Consider the following 15,498-nt stretch of genomic DNA (forward strand, 5'->3'; position numbering starts at 1 on the left):
CCGTCTGGATTTGGGAGGAGGAAACAATGAGAATCTTGAAAACCCTGACGGGTTGGCGAGCAACCCTTGCGGCGGGACTGACGGCAGCTTTGCTGCCGGTTCTGACCCCGGTGGCGGCAGATGCGAGAACGCTTGACGAGGCAAAAGCCAGCGGCAAGGTCGTGATCGGTATTCAGGGCGACAATGCGCCCTGGGGTTTCATCAATTCCACTGGCGTTCAGGAGGGTTACGACGCCGATCTCGCAAGGGGATTTGCGGATTATCTGGGGCTGAAGGTGGAATTCGTGCCGCTTGCCGTCGCCAACCGCATCCCTTCGCTTCGCACCGGCAAGGTCGATGCGCTGTTCGCATCGATGGGAATGACGCCGGAGCGGGCGAAGAACGTGCAATATGCGCAGCCCTACGCGCATAATGTCATGTCGGTCTATGCCACCAAGGACAAGAAGATCGCCGGTTTCGACGATCTGACCGGAATGACCGTCGGCGCACCGAAATCCAGCCCGATGGATACGGCCTTGACCGCAGGGGTTGGTACCAAGGCGAATATCCTTCGCTTCGATGACGACGCCGCCACCATTCAGGCGATCCTTTCGGGCCAGATCGAGGCGATCGGCGGTAACCAGTTCTATGGCGACCGTCTCGCGGCTGCCGGCGGCAAGGATTACGAGGTGAAGTTCGACCTCGTGACCCTTTACAACAGCGCCGCCACACGCCCCGGCGAAAAGGACTGGAACGAAGCGTTGAACGCCTATCTGGACAAGATCAAGGCCAATGGCGACCTCGAAAAAGTTTACGCCAAATGGATGAAGCGCCCGGTACCGCAGTTCCCGGCTTCGCTTCCCGACATTCCCTACACCGTCAACTAACACTGCTGCCAAAGCATGAAGGAAAGTTCCATGCCGCAATCCGCCGCTCAGGCTCCGCTGATCGCCCTTGAAGGGGTGGGAAAGTGGTATGGAGCCTTCCACGCGCTTAAAAACGTCAACATGACGGTTCGCAAAGGCGAAAAAATCGTTCTTTGCGGGCCGTCCGGTTCGGGCAAATCCACGCTCATCCGCTGTATCAACCATCTGGAGGAAATCCAGGAGGGCAAGATCACGGTCGAGGGAACGACGCTGTCGGATTCCAGCCGCGCCATCGATGCGGTTCGCCGCGAAGTGGGCATGGTGTTCCAGAGCTTCAATCTCTTCCCGCACAAGACCATCATGGAAAACTGCACGCTTGCGCCCATGCGGGTGAAGGGCCTGTCGAAAGCCGATGCGGAGGCGACGGCGCGCAAATATCTGGAGCGCGTGCGCATTCTCAACCAGGCAGACAAGTACCCGGCCCAGCTTTCCGGCGGCCAGCAGCAGCGCGCGGCCATCGCCCGGGCGCTGTGCATGGAGCCCAAGGCCATGCTGTTCGATGAGCCGACCTCGGCGCTCGACCCGGAAATGGTCAAGGAAGTGCTCGACACCATGATCGGCCTTGCCCGCGACGGCATGACGATGATCTGCGTGACCCACGAAATGGGCTTTGCACGGCAGGTGGCCGACCGGGTGATCTTCATGTCGGAAGGCGAGATCATCGAGGAAGGCCCGCCGGAGGAATTCTTCCGCGATCCCAAACACCAGCGCACGCGCACGTTCCTCGGCGAAATTCTCGCCCATCACTGAGGTTCGCGCGCTCTTAAGACAGGCGGGGATAATCCCGCCTCTCCCACACCGTCCGATGAGCGACACGTGATCATGACAGAGAAAACATCCTTCAAGGTCGGCCTGATTGGCGCCGATATACAGCTTTCCAAATCGCCCGCGTTGCACATGCGCGAAGGGGCGGCCCACGGTCTCGACTATTCCTATGAGCTGGTGGATGTCACCGCCCGCAAGCTGCCGCCGAGCGCCCTTCCCGACCTGCTGGACGAACTGGAAGCGCGCGGCTTTTCCGGCACCAACATCACCCATCCCTTCAAGCAGGCCGTTATTCCGCATCTGCACGAACTGTCGGACGATGCCCGCATGCTGGGCGCGGTCAACACGGTCGTCTTCCGGGACGGACGCCGCATCGGCCACAACACCGACTGGTACGGCTTTTACGAAAGCTTCGTGCGCGGCCTGCCGGATGCACGGCGTGACCGGGCGCTTCTGGTCGGCGCGGGTGGCGCTGGCGTTGCGGTGGCCCATGCCGCATTGAAGCTCAATATTGCCCGTCTCGACATTCTCGACCGGGATTTCCCAAGGGCGGAGCAACTGGCCCGGGAACTCAATGCCCGCTTCGGCGAGGGCCGCGCGCTTGCCGTCAAAGACCCCGCCGCCTCCCTGCCCTTTGCCGATGGCCTGATCCACGCCACACCGATGGGTATGCCCGCCCATCCCGGCATGCCGGTTCCGGCCGATCTCATCGAACGGCGGCACTGGGTGGCCGATATCGTCTATATGCCGCTTGTCACCGAGCTGCTGGCGACGGCGGCGAAAAAGGGTTGTCGCACCCTGCCCGGCGGCGGCATGACGGTGTTTCAGGCCGTCGGCGCATTCCGCCTCTTCTGTGGCCGCGAGCCGGATGCCGGGCGCATGACGGCGCATTTCACCGAGCTTTGTATGGCGGAGGGCGTCGCATGAGCCTTTTCACTGTTCTGAACGGTCCCAACCTCAACCTGCTCGGCCAGCGCCAGCCGGAAATCTATGGTTATGAAACGCTCGCCGATATCGAGGCCCATTGCCGTGGGATCGCCGAAACCGCGGGCCACGATCTGTTTTTTGCCCAGAGCAACCGGGAATATGAGCTGATCGACTGGGTACACGAAGCCCGCGGCAAGACCGCGGGCATTGTCATCAATCCCGGCGCCTTTACCCACACCTCGGTCGCGATCCTCGATGCGCTCAATACCTTCGAGGGGCCGGTGATCGAGGTTCACATTTCCAACATCCACAAGCGCGAGGTCTTCCGGCACCACTCCTATGTCTCGACCCGCGCCGAAGGCGTGATCGCCGGCCTCGGCATCGAAGGTTATGACGTGGCGCTGCGCCACCTCATTGGCCGTCTTTCGCGCTCGTCGTGATATGGGCGGGCGTCAGCACATAACGCAGCACCATGTCGCTGACATGCCGCGACAATGTCTCCTGTCCCGCATCGGTGAACAGGCTGTCGCCGAAGATGAACGAGAACGTCGTGACATTCGAGACGTTGAAAAAGGACAGCGCGCTGATCTGCCAGTGCAATTCCAGCGCATCGATGCCCTCGCGGAAGACGCCGCTCTGCTGGCCTCGCAGCAGCACGCTTTCCAGCGCATCGATGGCCGGACGGTTGAGCTGGCGGATCGTTTCGGAGGACTGCATGTGCCGGCCGTGATGGATGTTCTCGATCATCACCATGCGAATGAAAGCGGGATTGCGCCGGTGGTGATCGAAGGTGAACCGACAGAGCTTGTCGAGCGCCGCAGCCGGTTCCAGATCATCGAGCTCCAGATCGCTCTCGCCGCCGCGCACCTTGGCATAAGCCTCCTCCAGAACGCGCTGGTAAAGGCTCTCCTTGTCGGTGAAATAATAATAGATCATGCGCTTGGACGTGCGCGTGCGCGCCGCTATTTCATCGATGCGGGCGCCGGAGAGGCCGTTTTGCGAAAACTCTTCCATGGCCACCGAAAGAATGTCGCGGCGAACCCCTTCCGGATCACGCTTCGCCTGCCGGCTTTCTCGGGTCGCGTTCAAAGTCGCAGTTTTGGTCATCATCCATTCCATCGGTGGGGCGGCGGCCTGCGGTCACGCCCTGCTTATTAACCAATCAGTACATAAGGCTGAAAAGGAAGGCAATATGGCGAGCTATGACACAGCAGGACACGGCATGCCAATGCGCACATCCATTGCAACCGTATCGATCAGTGGCGAATTCCCCGAAAAGCTGGCGGCGATCGCCAAGGCCGGTTTTTCCGGCGTGGAGATTTTCGAAAACGATTTCCTGACCTATGACGCCTCCCCGCGCGAGGTAAAGGCACTGGCTGCCGACCACGGACTTGATATCACCCTGTTTCAGCCGTTCCGCGATTTCGAGGGCATGCCGGAACCGCACCGCGCCCGCGCCTTCGAGAGAGCGCAGCGGAAATTCGACATCATGGGCGAACTCGGCACAGATCTGATGCTGATCTGCTCAAATGTCTCGCCGGTCTCGCTCGGCGGCATAGACCGCGCCGCCGCCGACTTCCATCAGCTGGGCGAACTTGCCGCAAAACATGGCGTGCGCGTGGGTTACGAGGCGTTGGCCTGGGGCCGTCACATCAGCGATCACCGCGATGCCTGGGAAGTGGTGCGCCGTGCCGACCACGCCAATGTCGGCATCATTCTCGACAGTTTCCACACGCTGTCGCGCAAGATCGATCCCAATTCCATCCGTTCCATTCCCGGCGACAAGATTTTCATCGTCCAGCTGGCCGATGCGCCGCTGATCGACATGGACCTGCTCTACTGGAGCCGCCATTTCCGCAACATGCCGGGAGAAGGCGATCTGCCTGTCGTGGATTTCATGCGCGCCGTGGCTGCAACCGGTTATAGCGGCCCGCTGTCGCTCGAAATCTTCAATGACCAGTTCCGCGGCGGCTCGGCCCGGCTGCTCGCCGAGGACGGCCACCGCTCGCTCGTCAACCTGATGGATCAGGTGCGCCGTCTTGAGCCGGATATCAGAATCGACGTGCCCGCCATGCCGGACCGGGTTGAGACGCGGGGCGTGGAGTTCGTGGAATTCACCACGGCGCCGGAAGAAAAGATCAATCTGGAGGCGCTGCTCGCCACGCTCGGTTTCGAGAAAACCGCACATCACCGCAATCGCGATGTCGACCTCTACACCCAGGGCGATATCCGCATCGTCATCAATACCAGTGATGGCGGCGACAGTTTCGCCGGGGCGTCCTATTCCATCCACGGCACCAATGCCTATGCATTCGGCCTGAAGGTCGATGACGCCAAAGCGGCGCTGGCGCGTGCTGAAGCGCTGGGTGCGCCCACCTTCGCCGAGCCGCGCAAGACGGGCGAAGTCGCCGTCCCGGCCATTCAGGGCGTGGGCAACGGTGTCATTTATTTCCTCGACGATTCGCCGGCGCTTGCTTCCATCTGGGACAATGAGTTTGCGACAGTCGGCGACAATAAACCAGCTGGCGATGCCGGGCTGAAGAGGATCGATCATCTTGCGCAAACAACGCATTACGATGAAATGCTGACGTGGCTTCTGTTCTACACCTCGCTATTTTCTACGCGCCGCACACCGATGATCGATGTGGTCGATCCGGGCGGGCTGGTGCGCAGCCAGGCGATTGAAAGCGTACCCTCACCGCATTTCCGCCTGACCATGAACGGCGCCGACAATCGCAAGACCTTCGCCGGCAAATTCCTCGCTGAAGGTTTCGGCACCAGCATCCAGCACATCGCCTTCGCCACCGACGATATTTTCGCCACGGCCAGGGCGATGCAGGCACGTGGCTTCCACGCCCTGCCGATCTCGCGCAATTATTACGACGATCTGGAAGCGCGTTTCGGTCTGGAGCCGGAATTTTCCGATGCTCTCCGGGCCGCCAGCATCCTTTATGACCGCGACGACAATGGCGAATATTTCCAGATCTACAGCCGCACCTTCGGCGAAGGTTTCTTCTTCGAAATCATCGAAAGGCGCGGGGCTTACGGCGGTTATGGTGCCATGAACGCCCCCTTCCGCATCGCCGCGCAACGACGCCTTGCGCCGCCGGTTGGCATGCCGAAGGAATAAGTCTCGGCAGCGAAATCCGACGAGGCCGCAGCCGGCAGGAATGGCGCTGCGGCCTGTTCTCATTTATTCCAATGTCGTTATCTCGTAATCGCGTGGAATGGCGGAGGTCGCCGTAAACCACACCGACGCCCGCGTCCGCTGCTGATGAAAATCAAAGGCGGCACGATCGGCAAAAAGCTCCTCAACCCGCCAGATCAGGGGATCGTCTGTCTCGGATACCTCGAAGGAAATGCAGCCGGGTTCCTCTCTCGTCAGACGAAGATGTTCAGGAAGGTGGCGCCGGACCAGATCGACATCATGCTTGGACAAGCATCGTAGAAAACCCCTCAGCCTGACTGCGCCCGCCCTATTCTTCATGCACGGCATTCCCATTCCTCTTCGTTCTTCTCAGCGTTTTCAGTGGCGCTACAGGCGGAATACACGCCTCTTTGCGAAGCATTGTGCAGGAACACGCGCTCAAAATCGGTGCATATGCGTATTTGTAGAGCAGTACACAAAAATTGTTCAACACTATGGACATGATTGTTCTGTTTTGTTAGCTTTTTCCATAAAACAAGGGCGGGGGAGAATAAGGTTTCATGCGCATTGTCGAATTGGCATCCGGCGTTTCGCGTCGGGTGGCTGCCATGGATGTAACCGGCACGGCTGCGGCGGCACTACGGCTATTATTGCGGGGCATCGCTTGTCGCGCGGCTCCCTGTGAAAAAGCATCCTGAAGATGCGATCTCACCCGACATTTTCGATATTCCCGCCCGGCGTTGCGCGTAGCTCGCCTGCCCATCGCCCTTTTCCTTTTCCAGACCACCGCGCCGCTTCACCGGCGCAGGCCACGCCGGAGACACTGACATGACTGCCGCAAACGCAAACGCCCTGCTGTCCGTCGAAGGCCTGAGCGTCGAGTTTGGCAACAGCCGCGTCGTGGACGATATTTCCTTTCGCGTCGAGCCCGGCCGCACGGTGGCGATCGTCGGCGAATCCGGATCGGGAAAATCGGTCACATCGCTCTCCACCATGCGCCTTGCGGACATGATGGGCGCGACCTATCCGACAGGCAAAATCCTGTTTGAAGGCAGGGACTTGCTGAAGGCCTCTCAGAAAGAGATGCGCTCGATCCGCGGCAAGGAGATCGCCATGATCTTCCAGGAGCCGATGACCTCGCTCAACCCCGTCTTCACCATCGGCGACCAGATCTGCGAAGTGCTTGTGCTGCATGAAAAGATGGGCAAGCAGGCAGCGATGGCAGAAGCACAGAAGCTGCTTGAAATGGTGCGCCTGCCCGATGCCGCCGAGCTTCTGAAGCGATACCCGCACCAGCTTTCCGGCGGCATGCGCCAGCGTGTGATGATTGCCATGGCGCTCGCCTGTCGCCCGAAGCTTCTCATTGCCGACGAACCGACGACGGCGCTCGACGTGACCATTCAGGCGCAGATCCTCAACATCATGCGCGACCTGCAAAAGAAGCTCGGCATGGGCATGGTCTTCATCACCCATGACATGGGCGTGGTGGCGGAAATGGCCGATGACGTCGTCGTCATGTGGAAGGGCAAGAAGGTCGAGGAAGGTCCGGTCAAGGATATCTTCGCCAATCCGCAGCACCCTTACACGCGCGCCCTGCTTTCCGCCGTTCCGCGCCTTGGCAGCATGGAAGGTGAAGCCTTCCCGAAGCGCCTGCCGCTCACGGTGCTGCAGGATGGCCAGCCGGTCGTGATCGGTGAAGAGCGCGTGCAAAATACCGCGAAATACGACCAGAAACCGCTTCTGTCGGTCAAGGACCTGTTCGTGCGCTTCGATATCCGCAAGAACCTGTTCGGCAAGGCAACGCACCGGTGCAGCGCCGTGCAGAAGGTCAGTTTCGATATTCATGCCGGCGAAACGCTGGCGCTGGTGGGAGAATCCGGCTCGGGGAAATCCACTATCGGCCGCACCATCCAGCAGTTGCAGTCGGCCATCTCGGGCGAAATAACCTTCAACGGCCGCAGCTTTGCACAGATGTCGGCGGCGGAACGCTTCCGCATGCGTCAGGAAGTGCAATATATCTTCCAGGACCCCTTTGCCTCGCTCGATCCACGCAAGACGGTTGGTTTTTCGATTGCCGAGCCGATCAACACCCATGGTTTGATCAATGATCAGAAAGCCGTAAAGCGGCGGGTGGATGAATTGCTGGAGCGTGTGGGCCTCTCCTCCGAGCACGCCGCGCGGTATCCGCACGAGTTTTCCGGTGGCCAGCGCCAGCGCGTCTGCATTGCCCGCGCGCTTGCTTCCGATCCCAAGCTCATCATTGCCGACGAGGCGCTGTCGGCGCTCGATGTTTCCATTCAGGCGCAGATCATCAATCTGTTCATGGATTTGCAGGCCGAGCGCGGGCTCGCCTATCTCTTCATCAGCCATGACATGGCTGTCGTGGAAAAGATGAGCCATCGCGTCGCCGTGCTTTATCTCGGCCAGATCATGGAAATGGGCAGCCGCCGGCAGGTCTTCGAAACGCCGACGCATGATTACACCCGCCGCCTGCTGTCGGCCGTGCCGGTCGCCGATCCGACCATCGAGCGCCGCATTGCCATGATCGAGGGCGAAATTCCCAATCCCGTGCGCCGTGTCGGCGATGAGCCGGCCATTCTCGCCCATGAGGAAATCAATCCGGGCCACTTCATCGCGAAGAGCGCCTGAATTACAACCAGAACCACAACCATCTGAAGAGGAACAGGTAGATGACAATGATCAAGAAGGGGATGACGACAACGTTCGTCACGCTTGCCATGGCCGCAACGGCCTTGACCGCCGCACCGGCTCTTGCCGCCGGCAAGATGACCATTTCCAGCCCACAGGATCCGGGCAGCTGGGATCCGATCGACACCTTCCTCGTGCAATGGGCGGCTGTCGCCACCAACATCTTCGATGGCCTCACCTATCGCGGCCCGGACCTGAAGGTCGTGCCCGGCCTCGCCGAATCCTGGGAAGAGCTGGATGAGGGCAAGCGCATCCGCTTCAAGCTGCGCCAGAACGTCAAGTTCCACAATGGCGAGCCCTTCAACGCCGCCGCCGTCAAGTTCACCTTCGAGCGCCTTCTTGGCGAACAGGGTGCCAAGGGCCCGCAGCGCTCCAACTATGTCGCCATCGAAAGCGTCGATATCATCGACGACTACACCGTCGACATGAAGCTCAAGGCGCCGGATCCGGTGCTTCTGACCAAGCTTGCCGGTTATGGTGGCATGATCGTGCCGCCGAAATACATCCAGGAAAAGGGTGAGGACAACTTCAACCTCAATCCGGTCGGCACCGGCGCGTTCAAATTCGTATCCTATGCCCCGAAGACCAACATCAAGCTTGAAGCCAACCCGGATTACTGGGGCGGTGCGCCGAAGCTTTCCGAACTGGAATACCGCTTCATCTCCGAGCCGGCGACCGCCGTCGCCGAATTGCAGGCGGGCCGCGTCGATCTCGTCATTCCGCCCACCATCCCGATTGGCATGATCCCGGTTATCCAAGGCGATTCCAAGCTTGAGATCGTCAGCGTTCCCGGCCCGACGGTTGATGCGCTGCGTTTCAACACCCGTGACGGCATTACCGCCGATCCGAAGGTGCGCAAGGCCATCATCATGGCTGTCGACCGCGGCACGATCGTCAAGTCGATCCTCGCCGGTCAGGCTTCCGAAATCGCAAGCTTCCAGAGTGCGCTGTCCTTCGGCTATGACGCCGATCTCAAACCGCTGCCCTACGATCCGGAAGGCGCCAAGAAGCTGCTCGCGGAAGCCGGCGTCAAGCCGGGTGCTGCGTTGCAAATCGATATCCGTGGCAACGACGCGACGATGAACGAAGTGGCGCAGGTCATTTCCAGCTACCTCTCCATGGTTGGCATCACCGCCACCATTAAGCCCTACGAAACCAACGTTCTCTTGAACGACATCATCCCGCAGGGCAAGACCGGCGCGATGTTCCAGCAGAAATGGGGCGGCTGGACCTTCGATTACGATAACACCGCCTATTCCATGTATCACTCGGGTGAAAAGTGGAACCCCTATGACAAGGACGAAAAGCTGGACAAGCTCCTGGAATCCCAGCGTCCGCTGACCGACCGTGCCGAGCGCGAGAAGATCCTCAAGGAAATCGGCAGCTACACCGCCGAACGCGCGCTGGAAATCCCGCTTTACAACACCAATGCCATTTACGGCATCAACAAGCGGGTCAAGGGTTTCGTCGCACCGCCGGATAACCGCCTGAAGCTGACCGACGTCACCGTCGAATAATCAGGCTGGTTTTTCTGATCAACACCTTGCCCGCCGCAATGCGGGCAAGGCCGGATCTCTCTTCAAGGTAAAAAACGTGGCCGGTTTCCTCATCAAGCGATTGCTGCAGGCGATTTTTGTCGTCATCGCCATCACCCTTCTCGTTTCCTTCGCAATCCGCCTGACGGGTGACCCCGCCGTCACCATGTTCCAGGGCGGCGGCAGCATGACGGAAGATGATCTGGCGCGCATCCGTGCGGCGCTCGGCACCGACCGGCCGTTCTTCGTGCAATATTTCAGCTTCCTGAAGGGGCTTCTGACGCTCGATTTCGGCCGCAGCTTCACCGGCAGCACGCCGGTCTCGCGCCTGATCGCCGATGCCCTGCCCGCCACGCTGCTTCTCGCCTTCATCTCCATGGCCGTGTCGATTGCCCTTTCCATTCCGCTCGGCATCAAGGCGGCGACCTCGCGCGGCAAGACGGCCGATCAGGTGATCCGCATCTTCTCGCTCGTCGGCCTGTCCTTCCCCAATTTCTGGCTGGCCACCATGCTGGTGCTGTTGTTCTCCATCACGCTCGGCTGGCTGCCGCCCAGCGGCATGGGTGGTTTTACAAGCTACATCATGCCCGCCGTCACCATGGGCGTTATCCTGACGGCCACCAATGTGCGCCTGGTGCGCACGGCCATGCTTGATACGCTGCGCTCTCAATACGTCATGGTCGCACGCGCCAAGGGGCTGAGTGAAAGCAAGGTTCTCTACAAACATGCGCTGCGCAATTGCGCCATTCCGCTCATAACCTATTTCGGTCTGCAATTTGGCGGTCTACTGGGCGGCATCGTCGTCATCGAGCGCGTTTTTAACTGGCCGGGCCTCGGCACGCTGGCCTTCGACGCGGTCGGCGCGCGCGATTATCCCGTGCTTCAGGCCGTCATCACCGTGCTGTCGCTGATGATCGTCGGCATCAACCTTCTGGTCGATATCGCCTATGGGCTTGTCGATCCGCGCATCCGCACGGAGTAAGTGACGATGGCTGCCAAAACCTCGCGTCTCGCGCGCTTCACCAATCTCGAATTCGTCCTCGGCGCGTCGCTGACAACAATCATTTGCCTTGCCGTCGTCTTTTCCGACGTGCTGTTTCCGGGCGGGGCAGACAAGATCGATCTGATGGCGCGCCTTGCCAAACCCTTCGCCAATGCCGCCCATCCCCTGGGCACCGATCCGCTCGGGCGTGATGTGCTCGCCCGCGTCGTCGCCGGCGGCAGAATTTCGCTGCTGGTCGGTTTCACCTCGGTCATCGGCGCGGTCATCTTCGGCGTCGCCGTTGGCCTTGTGGCGGGTTATTATCGCGGCTTCTGGGATATGCTGGTCATGCGCTTTGCCGATATCCAGCTCGCCATGCCCTTCATCCTGCTCGCCATCACCTTCATCGCCATTGTCGGCGGCAGTCTCACCAACACCATCATCCTCCTGATCGTCTCGCAATGGGTGCAATATGCCCGTCTCGTGCGCGGATCGGTGCTGACGCTCAGGGAGCGGGAATTCATCCTTTCCGCCTGCGCCATCGGCGTGAAAGACTGGCGCATCATCCTTCAGCACCTGCTGCCGAACCTCATCGGCCCGGTCATCGTGCTGATGACGCTCAACGTCGCCAACAACATCCTGCTGGAAAGCAGCCTCACCTTCCTCGGTCTCGGCGTTGATCCGACAATTCCGAGCTGGGGCGGCATGCTGGCGGATGGGCGTACCTATCTGCAGACGGCATGGTGGGTTAGCGTCTTTCCCGGCCTTGCGATTCTTCTGACCGTGCTTGGCCTCAACCTTCTCGGCGACTGGCTGCGCGACAGCCTCGACCCAACAGGCAGAACCTCGAGGTAACCGTGATGAGCCAGATTTTCGACCAGACCTTCGAACGCACGCTGGACGCGCTTGTCGCCAAAGCCGAGCCCGGCCAGTCCTTCGAGGCATGGACCTTCGATGACGCCAAAAGCCGCCGCGAGACTGAAGAGAGGCTGAAGAAAAAAGGCATCTGCGCCCGCATCCGCAGCGCCTACAAGCCGCTTCTCTTCACCTTTCTGGAAGAGATCAATCTGGATGGCGTCGACGCCATCGAAGTGCGTTACCCGGTGCACGAAAACGCCCCCTCCAACCGTTTCCGGCTGGAGGCCTATCCGCTGGCGGCGCTGGTGGGCGATGCGAAGCTGGATTTCATCGCCCGCGAGGACGGCAGTGTCCATTATGAGGTGACGCTGAGCCGCCGTGGCAAGACGGAAACTCTGAAGGTTCTGGCTCCGAACCGGGTTCATACCGATATCGTCGGCGAAACCAATGTCTCGCCAACCGGCTGGTTCCGGCTTGCCGGTGATGCCTCGGGCGAGCGACTGGAGACGGATTACGAACAGCTTTTTGAAGCGGCAATCAGTGCCGTCGCCAACCACGGCTGGGGCGATGAAGAGCCCTATTTCGAGGAACTGAACATCCGTGTTACCCATCCGGCAGAAGATCTGCCTCTTTCCGTTGGTGATGAGGTCGTCAGCCTCCGCGAAGCGCTGCACGAGGATTTCTATTTCTCGCTGCTGGAGTTCTTTCAGAAAAAATCCGGTCGGCCGCTGGGTGACCGTGGCCTCAAGCCCGGCCAGATCGTACCGGAAATCGTCAAAAGCGAAGGCGAGATCACCCTTCACATCGAGACCCGCCCGCTCACAACCGCCTTCCTCGATGGCGGCGAGCAACCGATCGATGAGGCGCGCGAACCGGTTGCGGCAGGCCAGCTCGCAGGGCTGCTTGAGGAAATCGGCGGCGAGCCATTCCAGGCGCGCTCCCGCTCCGGCCGCGTCCTTTCCGCCCGTTATGTCGCCGGCAGCGATGCCGCGGTGATGATCAGCGGCGGCCAGCACCCCAACGAGACGACGGGCATCGTCGGCGCCATCCGCGCCGCCCGCAAACTCGTCGCACGCAAGGGCGCGCATTTCACGATTTCTCCGCTGGAAAACCCTGACGGTTATGCCCTGCACCAGCGCCTGCGCGTCGACAATCCGCGCCATATGCACCATGCCGCGCGCTACACGGCACTCGGCGATGACCTCGAATATCGCACGCTGGAAAATTCAGGCAGCCATCTCAACGAGAAGGAAATCCGCTTCAAGGCGCAGGAAATGAGCGGCGCCAGCCTGCATGTGAACCTGCACGGTTATCCCTCGCATGAGTGGACCCGACCTCTATCCGGTTATGTGCCGCGCAATTTCGCCATGTGGACGCTGCCGAAGGGTTTCTTCCTCATTATCCGCCACCATGCGGACTGGGAAAGCCAGGCCGAAGCCCTGCTCGACCGGGTGACCCGTCATCTCGGCGCCATTCCCGGCCTGCTCGATTACAACAACCGACAGATCGCGCTTTATGAAATCCACGCCGGCGAAACCGGTTTCCGCATCATCAACGGCTTTCCGTGCCTGTCGTCCATCGATGACCGCCACACCGTGCCGATGACGCTGATCACCGAATATCCCGACGAAACCATCTATGGCACGGATTTCATCACTGGCCACACCGCGCAAATGGAAACGGTGCTGTCCGCCTACGATGCCTGGCAGGAAATCCTGTCGCCGCAAGTGGCCTGATACGGCAACCGCCCCGAGCGGGCGGTTCACTTCCCCGGCGTTGTCGCAGCCAGTTTCTGATCGCGCTGTTTTTGCAGCAGCTTCTTGCCCTTGCTGAGAATATGCAGGTTGGCGGCATCAAGCTTGTTATATCCCGCCTGGATAATATCGAGATCGGCCACATGGCCGATGGCGGCCAGCTTGTACATCACGTCGCCAACGGCCACGTCGATGGTCGGTGCAGGTGATGACACGGCGTCCTTGACGGCCGCTTCCACATCCTCCATCGCACCACCCATGGCATGATAAAGCGTCAGCGCCTTGCGCAGAAATGCTTCACGACGCTCGATCCGGTTGTTGAGCCTGTTTTCTCCAACGCGATTGCGCATCAGCTCAACAGCTTTATTCTGATATTCGCCCATCAAGACACCAAATAACGTTCTAAATATGCTTGGGGAGACTACGAAAAATCCCCTTAGAACTGGTTAAAGCTCTGGTTGCGGGACGGCCGGTCGCGCGGTTGCAGGCGACATTTGCCCCGAACTGTTAGACCGCGAAGACCAAGGCGATGTGGAGCTGAAAAAAGGGGCAGGCGCCGGGCTGATTTCCCGATCCGATATGGGCAAGGCGTCAAAGGCGCGGTATTGATAACCGTCAGGTTATTTATTACCCCCCTTATTTCATTTTACTTTGATATTCTTAATCATCAATCTGGCAGCCTGGACCGGTGGATGGGAGCCACAGGCGAATTTGGAGGAAACCATGAAATTTCGGATCACCGTGGCGATAGCGGCCATCTGTTTCAGCTCTGCCGCTTATGCAGAAACGATCAAGGTGGGCGTTGTCGGCCCGTTCTCCGGCCCGTTTGCGCTGCAGGGCAAGAACTTCAAGGCCGGCATCGACGCCTGGTTTGCCCTTCACGGTAACAAGGTCGGCAATGACACGGTCGAGGTCGTCTATCGCGATGTGCCGCAGGCCGATCCGGCGCAATCCAAGGCACTGGCGCAGGAGCTGGTGGTGAAGGAAGGCGTGCAATATCTTGCCGGCTTCTATTTTACCCCTGACGCCATGGCCGTCACACCCCTGCTGAAGCAGGGCAACGTGCCGATGGTGGTCATGAATGCCGCCACCTCGGCCATCGTGACCAAGAGCCCCTATGTGGTGCGCACGTCGTTCACCACCTGGCAGACTTCCACCCCCATCGCCAAGGTGGCCTTTGACGGCGGCGTGAAGAAGGTCATCTCACTGGTCAGCGATTATGGCCCGGGCGTCGATGCCGAAAATGCTTTCAAGGCGGCCTTCACCGCTGCCGGCGGCGAAGTGGTTGAAACCATCCGCATGCCGCTTTCCACCAATGATTTCAGTCCCATCATGCAACGTGTGAAGGATTCCGGCGCACAGGGTGTTTTCGCCTTCCTGCCATCGGGCCCGACCACGCTCGGTTTCGTCAAGGCCTTCAACGACAACGGCCTGAAATCCGCAGGCGTCAAGCTCTTCGCGCCGGGTGATCTGACACAGGAATCCGATCTGCCGGCGCTCGGGGAAGCCGCACTCGGCATGCAGACGACCTTCCATTATGCCATCTCGCATGATTCACCCGAGAACAAGACCTTCGTGGAAGCCGCAACCAAGGCAATCGGCAATCCGAAGGAACTCTCCTTCCCTTCCGTCGGCGCCTTTGACGGCATGTATGTCATCAGCAAGATGATCGAGGCCACTGGCGGCAAGCAGGATGCGGAAAAGGCGGTTGAGGCAGTCAAGGGCCTTTCCTGGACAAGCCCGCGCGGCCCGGTCAGCATCGACCCGGAAAGCCGCCACATCACGCAGAACATCTATCTGCGCGAAGTAGCGAAGGCCGATGACGGCAGCTATTACAACAAGGAAGTCCAGACCTTCGAAAAACAGGGCGATCCGGGTCTCGCCGCCGCGAAGTAACGGCCAGACAGGACAATAT

14 protein-coding genes are annotated in these 15,498 nt (G+C 60.0%); 11 read left to right on the top strand and 3 right to left on the bottom strand.

All coding sequences use genetic code 11. The features are described from left to right. Positions 1-26 precede the first annotated feature (26 nt). The 4 genes from BTN45_RS15525 (at position 27) to aroQ (ending at position 3,037) form a co-directional block, all read left to right on the top strand. The gene (locus BTN45_RS15525; RefSeq protein WP_207589903.1) at positions 27-866 is read left to right on the top strand and encodes a transporter substrate-binding domain-containing protein; all 840 of its coding nucleotides are present in this window, start codon (positions 27-29) and stop codon (positions 864-866) included. Positions 867-896: 30 nt separating this feature from the next. Then, positions 897-1,655, top strand: a complete 759-nt coding sequence (locus BTN45_RS15530; protein WP_003505500.1) for an amino acid ABC transporter ATP-binding protein — start codon at positions 897-899, stop codon at positions 1,653-1,655. A 72-nt stretch (positions 1,656-1,727) separates the two neighbouring features. Next, a complete protein-coding gene (locus BTN45_RS15535; protein ID WP_207589905.1) occupies positions 1,728-2,597 on the top strand; it encodes a shikimate dehydrogenase in 870 nt (289 codons plus the stop codon). After that, positions 2,594-3,037, top strand: a complete 444-nt coding sequence (gene aroQ / locus BTN45_RS15540) for a type II 3-dehydroquinate dehydratase (RefSeq protein ID WP_207589907.1) — start codon at positions 2,594-2,596, stop codon at positions 3,035-3,037. Before BTN45_RS15535 ends, aroQ begins: the two co-directional genes overlap by 4 nt. Here aroQ and BTN45_RS15545 read toward each other — a convergent pair. After that, a complete protein-coding gene (locus BTN45_RS15545; RefSeq protein WP_042936849.1) occupies positions 3,009-3,704 on the bottom strand; it encodes a TetR/AcrR family transcriptional regulator in 696 nt (231 codons plus the stop codon). The genes aroQ and BTN45_RS15545 overlap by 29 nt on opposite strands. Before the next feature lie 121 nt (positions 3,705-3,825). Between BTN45_RS15545 and BTN45_RS15550 the strand changes: the two genes are divergently transcribed. Further along, entirely contained in the window at positions 3,826-5,727 is a 1,902-nt protein-coding gene (locus tag BTN45_RS15550; RefSeq protein ID WP_107339671.1) for a bifunctional sugar phosphate isomerase/epimerase/4-hydroxyphenylpyruvate dioxygenase family protein, read from the top strand. Positions 5,728-5,790: 63 nt separating this feature from the next. Here the strand turns inward: BTN45_RS15550 and BTN45_RS15555 are convergent, their stop codons facing one another. Continuing rightward, positions 5,791-6,099 carry a putative quinol monooxygenase gene (locus tag BTN45_RS15555; RefSeq protein ID WP_162699371.1) on the bottom strand — a complete coding sequence of 103 codons (309 nt, stop codon included), beginning with the start codon at positions 6,097-6,099 and terminating at the stop codon, positions 5,791-5,793. A gap of 474 nt (positions 6,100-6,573) precedes the next feature. Between BTN45_RS15555 and BTN45_RS15560 the strand changes: the two genes are divergently transcribed. The 5 genes from BTN45_RS15560 to BTN45_RS15580 all read left to right on the top strand — a co-directional run bounded on the left by BTN45_RS15560 (position 6,574) and on the right by BTN45_RS15580 (position 13,565). Continuing rightward, the gene (locus tag BTN45_RS15560) at positions 6,574-8,394 is read left to right on the top strand and encodes an ABC transporter ATP-binding protein (RefSeq protein WP_004445135.1); all 1,821 of its coding nucleotides are present in this window, start codon (positions 6,574-6,576) and stop codon (positions 8,392-8,394) included. Positions 8,395-8,435: 41 nt separating this feature from the next. Continuing rightward, positions 8,436-9,971, top strand: coding sequence for an ABC transporter substrate-binding protein (locus BTN45_RS15565; RefSeq protein ID WP_207589909.1), 1,536 nt, complete (start codon positions 8,436-8,438; stop codon positions 9,969-9,971). A gap of 76 nt (positions 9,972-10,047) precedes the next feature. Further along, positions 10,048-10,971 carry an ABC transporter permease gene (locus BTN45_RS15570; protein ID WP_207589911.1) on the top strand — a complete coding sequence of 308 codons (924 nt, stop codon included), beginning with the start codon at positions 10,048-10,050 and terminating at the stop codon, positions 10,969-10,971. 6 nt (positions 10,972-10,977) lie between these two features. Next, positions 10,978-11,826, top strand: coding sequence for an ABC transporter permease (locus tag BTN45_RS15575; protein WP_207589913.1), 849 nt, complete (start codon positions 10,978-10,980; stop codon positions 11,824-11,826). A gap of 5 nt (positions 11,827-11,831) precedes the next feature. Then, positions 11,832-13,565, top strand: a complete 1,734-nt coding sequence (locus BTN45_RS15580; RefSeq protein ID WP_207589915.1) for a M14 family metallopeptidase — start codon at positions 11,832-11,834, stop codon at positions 13,563-13,565. Positions 13,566-13,591: 26 nt separating this feature from the next. Here BTN45_RS15580 and BTN45_RS15585 read toward each other — a convergent pair whose 3' ends face one another. Further along, positions 13,592-13,966: a hypothetical protein gene (locus BTN45_RS15585; RefSeq protein ID WP_006700227.1), complete on the bottom strand. Its 375-nt coding sequence runs from the start codon at positions 13,964-13,966 to the stop codon at positions 13,592-13,594. A gap of 340 nt (positions 13,967-14,306) precedes the next feature. Here BTN45_RS15585 and BTN45_RS15590 point away from each other — a divergent pair, with 340 nt between their 5' ends. Next, positions 14,307-15,479, top strand: coding sequence for an ABC transporter substrate-binding protein (locus BTN45_RS15590; protein WP_004445145.1), 1,173 nt, complete (start codon positions 14,307-14,309; stop codon positions 15,477-15,479). Positions 15,480-15,498: the final 19 nt, after the last annotated feature.

It is taken from the genome of Rhizobium sp. ZX09 (assembly GCF_017357485.1).
Lineage (GTDB): Bacteria > Pseudomonadota > Alphaproteobacteria > Rhizobiales > Rhizobiaceae > Agrobacterium > Agrobacterium pusense.

What these genes read in the sequence shown, in the direction of transcription:
- BTN45_RS15545 (WP_042936849.1), bottom strand. Translation starts at nt 3,704, where the DNA reads ATGACCAAAACTGCGACTTTGAACGCGACCCGAGAAAGCCGGCAGGCG.
- BTN45_RS15565 (WP_207589909.1), top strand. Translation starts at nt 8,436, where the DNA reads ATGACAATGATCAAGAAGGGGATGACGACAACGTTCGTCACGCTTGCC.
- BTN45_RS15580 (WP_207589915.1), top strand. Translation starts at nt 11,832, where the DNA reads ATGAGCCAGATTTTCGACCAGACCTTCGAACGCACGCTGGACGCGCTT.
- aroQ (WP_207589907.1), top strand. Translation starts at nt 2,594, where the DNA reads ATGAGCCTTTTCACTGTTCTGAACGGTCCCAACCTCAACCTGCTCGGC.
- BTN45_RS15585 (WP_006700227.1), bottom strand. Translation starts at nt 13,966, where the DNA reads ATGGGCGAATATCAGAATAAAGCTGTTGAGCTGATGCGCAATCGCGTT.
- BTN45_RS15550 (WP_107339671.1), top strand. Translation starts at nt 3,826, where the DNA reads ATGCGCACATCCATTGCAACCGTATCGATCAGTGGCGAATTCCCCGAA.
- BTN45_RS15590 (WP_004445145.1), top strand. Translation starts at nt 14,307, where the DNA reads ATGAAATTTCGGATCACCGTGGCGATAGCGGCCATCTGTTTCAGCTCT.
- BTN45_RS15530 (WP_003505500.1), top strand. Translation starts at nt 897, where the DNA reads ATGCCGCAATCCGCCGCTCAGGCTCCGCTGATCGCCCTTGAAGGGGTG.
- BTN45_RS15555 (WP_162699371.1), bottom strand. Translation starts at nt 6,099, where the DNA reads ATGGGAATGCCGTGCATGAAGAATAGGGCGGGCGCAGTCAGGCTGAGG.
- BTN45_RS15560 (WP_004445135.1), top strand. Translation starts at nt 6,574, where the DNA reads ATGACTGCCGCAAACGCAAACGCCCTGCTGTCCGTCGAAGGCCTGAGC.
- BTN45_RS15535 (WP_207589905.1), top strand. Translation starts at nt 1,728, where the DNA reads ATGACAGAGAAAACATCCTTCAAGGTCGGCCTGATTGGCGCCGATATA.
- BTN45_RS15575 (WP_207589913.1), top strand. Translation starts at nt 10,978, where the DNA reads ATGGCTGCCAAAACCTCGCGTCTCGCGCGCTTCACCAATCTCGAATTC.
- BTN45_RS15525 (WP_207589903.1), top strand. Translation starts at nt 27, where the DNA reads ATGAGAATCTTGAAAACCCTGACGGGTTGGCGAGCAACCCTTGCGGCG.